The sequence below is a fragment of the Arenibacter sp. F20364 genome (assembly GCF_023015905.1).
Classification (GTDB): domain Bacteria; phylum Bacteroidota; class Bacteroidia; order Flavobacteriales; family Flavobacteriaceae; genus Arenibacter.
The window spans coordinates 1-4,461 of sequence record NZ_JALKBD010000075.1 but is presented as its reverse complement, the minus strand read 5'-3'; the positions used below and the strand labels follow the sequence as shown (position 1 = coordinate 4,461).

Sequence of the window (4,461 nt, the reverse complement as noted above, 5' to 3'; positions counted from 1 at the left end):
TTTTTTTATTCTTATCATTTTTTCCATTTAAAAGACAACCCATTTTGACCCTCTACTAGACAAGGTATCCATTGGATATATGCAAAAAAAGGACATCGGTTCGAGCTAGCGTGTAACATGAACATTGGGATTCCGTAGTTGCGTAATTTTTCAGTAGTAAGGGGTCGCCTATGGGCGGAATCGCCCTAACATCAATATTTTATGGTTACAATTATTTCTATACCGATCTAACGGGGTTCATTTTAAAAGGGGATCGAACCCTTTGAAAATGATATGGGAGTTTCTTATTTATAAGGGTAGGTGCCAGCCTAAAAATTCATTTTTCATACTTATGCCGCAATTTAATCAAGCCGCATCTGCCCTGTCAATGTAGTATTTGAAAAAATGGGGTATCCCTCCTGTCGGGGGGAGCCCACCGCAATTTTTTAAAATCTCCACATGGACCTATCCCCACCGCTGCGCTCCTGTTGATTGTTTGCGCTTCATAATCTTAAAAACTTACTATTATGAAAGACATTCGAATTGCAACCTTTAAAGATTTCGTTGGAGAATTGACGGCCATTTACAGGAGAACAGAACTGCCCACTTTTCAAATAACATCCTCCAGTTCCGTGCGGGAGTTCATTTATCCCTTCTTTGACGAGGTAATGGACGATCACGAAGAAGTAAAGGTCATACATTTGAACCGTAAGAATCAGGTGGTGAATGTACACCATCTTACATCTGGCACCGATAACGGTTGTCTCATTTCGACAAAGGATGTACTGCGACAAGCAATCCTGATCAAAACAAACAGTCTCCTTTTGGTCCACAATCATCCGTCAGGAAATCTAAACCCCTCAGAAGCCGATAAGCAAATCTCCAACAAGTTGAGGGATGCCTCTAAGTTGCTGGATATAACAACCCTTGACAGTATCATAATCACCAGGGAGGGATATTTTTCTTTCGCTGATGAAGGGCTTTTTTAAGCCCTTTATTTTGATCAAACTATATTTTTTTATTTGTACGTTTTTAAGTACATTTGTAAACATCCCAAAAATCTATAATACTATGGATTATAAATATACTCCCCTACGGAATTGGCTCTTGGAACGGGATGCACTTTCTATCAGGAAATTGGAGGACAACTCTGAAATACCTAGGGACACCCTACGGCATTTTCTGAACGAGCGCAGGAACTTTCCGGAAAAACATTATGGACCATTGCTGAAAGAGTTGGTAAAGTATGGGTTCCAACAGGATTAAACCTGTTATTTTTAATTATCAAAAAATGATTATGAAAATAGAAGACTTTACATTACCAGAATTTGTTTTCGGAGAGTTTCCTATAAAGGACGACAGCTTTAATGATCAACGCCAATTTATTTTCCATAAGGGAATATCCCTTATCGAAGTGATAGCGCACGATGAATTTATCAATGTTGTTTTTGAGGATAAAACGAGCAAGCAATACTCTTATTTTGAGGAGGATTTTACTTTGGTCTACCATACCAACAATACCGAATATTGCATCCATAATGAAATGCAGGTTTTGGACCTTGCCTGGGAATGGTACCGGAAATATTTGTTATGGGAAGATATTCAATAATAAAAACTAATTCAACTATAGATTATGGACTACAAAATCATAGAAGTCAACGTTGCATTTAACCATCCGCATAATGACTATGTGGTATCGGTGGCCATAGAATCGGCACCCGGTTATTGGAAAGCTTATTATAAACAAGTAGCTGAAATTTCCGAAGAAAGTTTATTGGAAGTGGCAAGAACGGGGAGTAAGCTGTCCAAGGGAAGAGCCTTAGAAATGTTCGAAACCTGTAGGACCCTAGAAAGTCAAAAGAGACTTTCTTTTGAAGGATAAGGCCTAACATAATGGCAATATGAAAAATCCGGAGCTTCCAAAGCGAAAAAAGAAACTTCCGTATGCCTACCGATACGTTAGGTATATCTTAAAATGCATCTATTATACCTTGATCCCGATAGAACCGTTGCCCAAAGAAGATGAAAAAAATCGATTATAAATAACCTACAATATGGCGCATATACGTTATAGAGCAATAGTAAAGGTCCTCTGTGGAGAATGTCAGGCCAATGTCGATTTAAAGAGAAGGATCGATGTCAAGTGTCCGAACTGCTCCTATAAGAAATATCAAAACGTAAACAACCTTTTGACCTTTACTAGTTTTATCACGAAGGAATTCCCCAACTGGATCTGGCTCAATATCTATGAATATAAAAAAGGGGAATTGGGGGCGCTTTTACAAAGCTTCCAAAGGGGAAAGAACGAACCTACGTCGCATAGCCTTTAAAATAGATGCAATATAATATTGCATCTATTTTAAATATTGCACATAAAAAAACGGAACCACCGTTACAGTAATTCCGCTTTTGAATCAAACTTACGTTTGCTTCTTTCAAGGTAAAGATACTAAAATCATTTTACTTCTTTTGCTTTTTTGACCTTTCTTCATTTTAAATTTATAGTACTTGGCCGCTGGTGACAGTTACCCTGCCTCTGAGCTAGTTTGTAGTGTTGTGAAACGGTTACTATTGTATGTATTGCTTTAATTTTCCAAAATGTTGTTTAAATATGCTAATAACCAAATTGTTATTCCAGTTTTAACTTTTAGACTTTTCACTTGGTTTTCAGTAATACCAATATTTGGCTGATGTATATTACAAAGAACAGAATAGCAATCACAGACGTATTGTATCTCGTTTTTAGTAAAATTCTCCAACATCCCAAACTCGAATTTGGAAGTGAAAAATTCTATCTTATCAGCTCTTTTCACTTTAACGTATTCTAAACTTTGTTTTCCCTGATGGTATCTTTTGAATTCCTTTTTAAATCTAACATCATTTTTCAATTCCTCAATTGGCGCAAGTTTTTCGTCAATTAAATATTCTAGAATAGTTCTAAGTGAAATCAAACAATGCCTTAATTTATCTGGATTTTTTTCCGATTCTAAAACCTCATTTGCTCCTAACCAAAGTTTTTGAATTCCCAATTTCTTCAAGTAAGGAACTAAATTCTCATTTAAAAGTTCTTCTTTTTGTTTAATGTCGTCGTCGGTTAAGTCCGAAGTTAGAGATGATTTAAATTCCTCTGCTGACTTTAAGTTTAAAATTTCAAGGTCACTAATGAACGCAAAATGTAGTTCTGGATTGTTTTTTATCCGCTCTCCAATTTTTGAAAAGTTTTTTAAAGTTTCAAGTAATTTAGCGTTTACAAAATCAAATTTTGAGGCATTCAACTCTGGGATATTAAATTTAAGATGCTCAAAATTCGGAATGTAGAGTTTTGGAAAATCATATTTAGGGATGTCTATTTTGGGCAGATTAGACATAATCCGTTTTTGACTTTCAATCATTTTTCGAATATTATCAGGAACGAAACTCATCTTATCAGCAATTTTTGCTAATTCAGTTGTTTTAGAATTAATTCCTGCAATTTTTTCTATGTTTTCAAAATGTTTCATTTCCATTACATTCATCTTTATTGTAGTGCGTTTTTATTTTTTCCAGTCGTTCATGCAATCCCATTATCTTCGGATATAACTTACTATTCATATATTCATCAAATCCTCGGTCAAATCCGTGCTTGATTAAGATTTTATAAAATTGAGAGTTCAAAACATCTAAAAGTTTTTCTTTCCTTTTAGTTTTGATAGTTCCGTTGTTCAAAATCTTTTTTTGATAACCAGTTTGAAAAATATGCGAAGAACTATGTCTTTTGTACTCAATAAATTCAAATTCAGATTCAGAAAATTCGGATTTTATATCCTTTAGCCCACTAATAAGTTCTTTGTAAAAGTCATTTTTTTCCATATTTTGGCTATTCTTTAAATTTCCTAAAACACTTTTTGAATAGTCCAGTCCGACCGTGACTAATTCATAAAATACAATGTAAAACGAGTTTTGATATATTGCATCGTATTCCTTACGAAGTTCGCTATTTAAATAAAAAAAATTCCTTAACCATTGATCAAACAATTCCTTGTCTGCAAATGTTTGTAAAATATAGTCAAGTTTTAGTTTTTCATATTGAATTTTGTCCATTCCTAAATGTTTCTTAAATACTAACATAATGAATTTAACTATTTGTCAATCAGCATTATGGTATTTTATTGATATGAATTCTTTTTCTGAAGTAGGTAAACCACAACATTACTTTTTGCTTTTTTGACCTTTCTTCATTTTTTCATCCGTAAATATTGGATAGTACTATACAGTTAATATCCATCCGCAATCGGTTAGTATAGCTGATTATTGGAGTATCCGAATTCCATCCGCAAAGCGTTAGAATAGGGGCGACCCCCTTGTTTTAGGGTTTTTTTATCCCCAATCGGTTAGTGTAGACATTAATTCCTTTTGAATTAGGAATGGGGGCTGAGTTCCGGTCGTCCCTGATCGGTTAGAATAGGCGCAGGCCCCTTGTTCTCAGGGCGTTTGCCCATCCCC

Annotated in this window: 7 protein-coding genes; 5 read left to right on the top strand and 2 right to left on the bottom strand. The window is 34.9% G+C overall.

The genetic code is table 11. The features are described from left to right. Positions 1–506 precede the first annotated feature (506 nt). The 5 genes from MWU84_RS23585 (at position 507) to MWU84_RS23565 (ending at position 2,309) form a co-directional block, all read left to right on the top strand. Positions 507–968 (top strand): JAB domain-containing protein, encoded by a 462-nt coding sequence (locus MWU84_RS23585; protein ID WP_246906464.1) that lies wholly within the window; start codon positions 507–509, stop codon positions 966–968. 82 nt (positions 969–1,050) lie between these two features. Continuing rightward, the gene (locus MWU84_RS23580) at positions 1,051–1,245 is read left to right on the top strand and encodes a hypothetical protein (RefSeq protein ID WP_246906463.1); all 195 of its coding nucleotides are present in this window, start codon (positions 1,051–1,053) and stop codon (positions 1,243–1,245) included. A gap of 31 nt (positions 1,246–1,276) precedes the next feature. After that, entirely contained in the window at positions 1,277–1,588 is a 312-nt protein-coding gene (locus MWU84_RS23575; protein ID WP_246906461.1) for a hypothetical protein, read from the top strand. A gap of 24 nt (positions 1,589–1,612) precedes the next feature. Further along, positions 1,613–1,861, top strand: coding sequence for a hypothetical protein (locus tag MWU84_RS23570; RefSeq protein WP_246906459.1), 249 nt, complete (start codon positions 1,613–1,615; stop codon positions 1,859–1,861). A gap of 172 nt (positions 1,862–2,033) precedes the next feature. Then, positions 2,034–2,309 carry a hypothetical protein gene (locus MWU84_RS23565; RefSeq protein WP_246906458.1) on the top strand — a complete coding sequence of 92 codons (276 nt, stop codon included), beginning with the start codon at positions 2,034–2,036 and terminating at the stop codon, positions 2,307–2,309. 255 nt (positions 2,310–2,564) lie between these two features. Here the strand turns inward: MWU84_RS23565 and MWU84_RS23560 are convergent, their stop codons facing one another. After that, positions 2,565–3,485 carry a hypothetical protein gene (locus tag MWU84_RS23560; protein WP_246906457.1) on the bottom strand — a complete coding sequence of 307 codons (921 nt, stop codon included), beginning with the start codon at positions 3,483–3,485 and terminating at the stop codon, positions 2,565–2,567. Next, positions 3,466–4,086: a hypothetical protein gene (locus MWU84_RS23555; protein ID WP_246906456.1), complete on the bottom strand. Its 621-nt coding sequence runs from the start codon at positions 4,084–4,086 to the stop codon at positions 3,466–3,468. Before MWU84_RS23555 ends, MWU84_RS23560 begins: the two co-directional genes overlap by 20 nt. Between the last annotated feature and the right edge of the window lie 375 nt (positions 4,087–4,461).

Coding starts and splice junctions, on each gene's coding strand:
- MWU84_RS23585 (WP_246906464.1), top strand. CDS start 507: ATGAAAGACATTCGAATTGCAACCTTTAAAGATTTCGTTGGAGAATTG.
- MWU84_RS23580 (WP_246906463.1), top strand. CDS start 1,051: ATGGATTATAAATATACTCCCCTACGGAATTGGCTCTTGGAACGGGAT.
- MWU84_RS23575 (WP_246906461.1), top strand. CDS start 1,277: ATGAAAATAGAAGACTTTACATTACCAGAATTTGTTTTCGGAGAGTTT.
- MWU84_RS23570 (WP_246906459.1), top strand. CDS start 1,613: ATGGACTACAAAATCATAGAAGTCAACGTTGCATTTAACCATCCGCAT.
- MWU84_RS23565 (WP_246906458.1), top strand. CDS start 2,034: ATGGCGCATATACGTTATAGAGCAATAGTAAAGGTCCTCTGTGGAGAA.
- MWU84_RS23560 (WP_246906457.1), bottom strand. CDS start 3,485: ATGGAAATGAAACATTTTGAAAACATAGAAAAAATTGCAGGAATTAAT.
- MWU84_RS23555 (WP_246906456.1), bottom strand. CDS start 4,086: ATGTTAGTATTTAAGAAACATTTAGGAATGGACAAAATTCAATATGAA.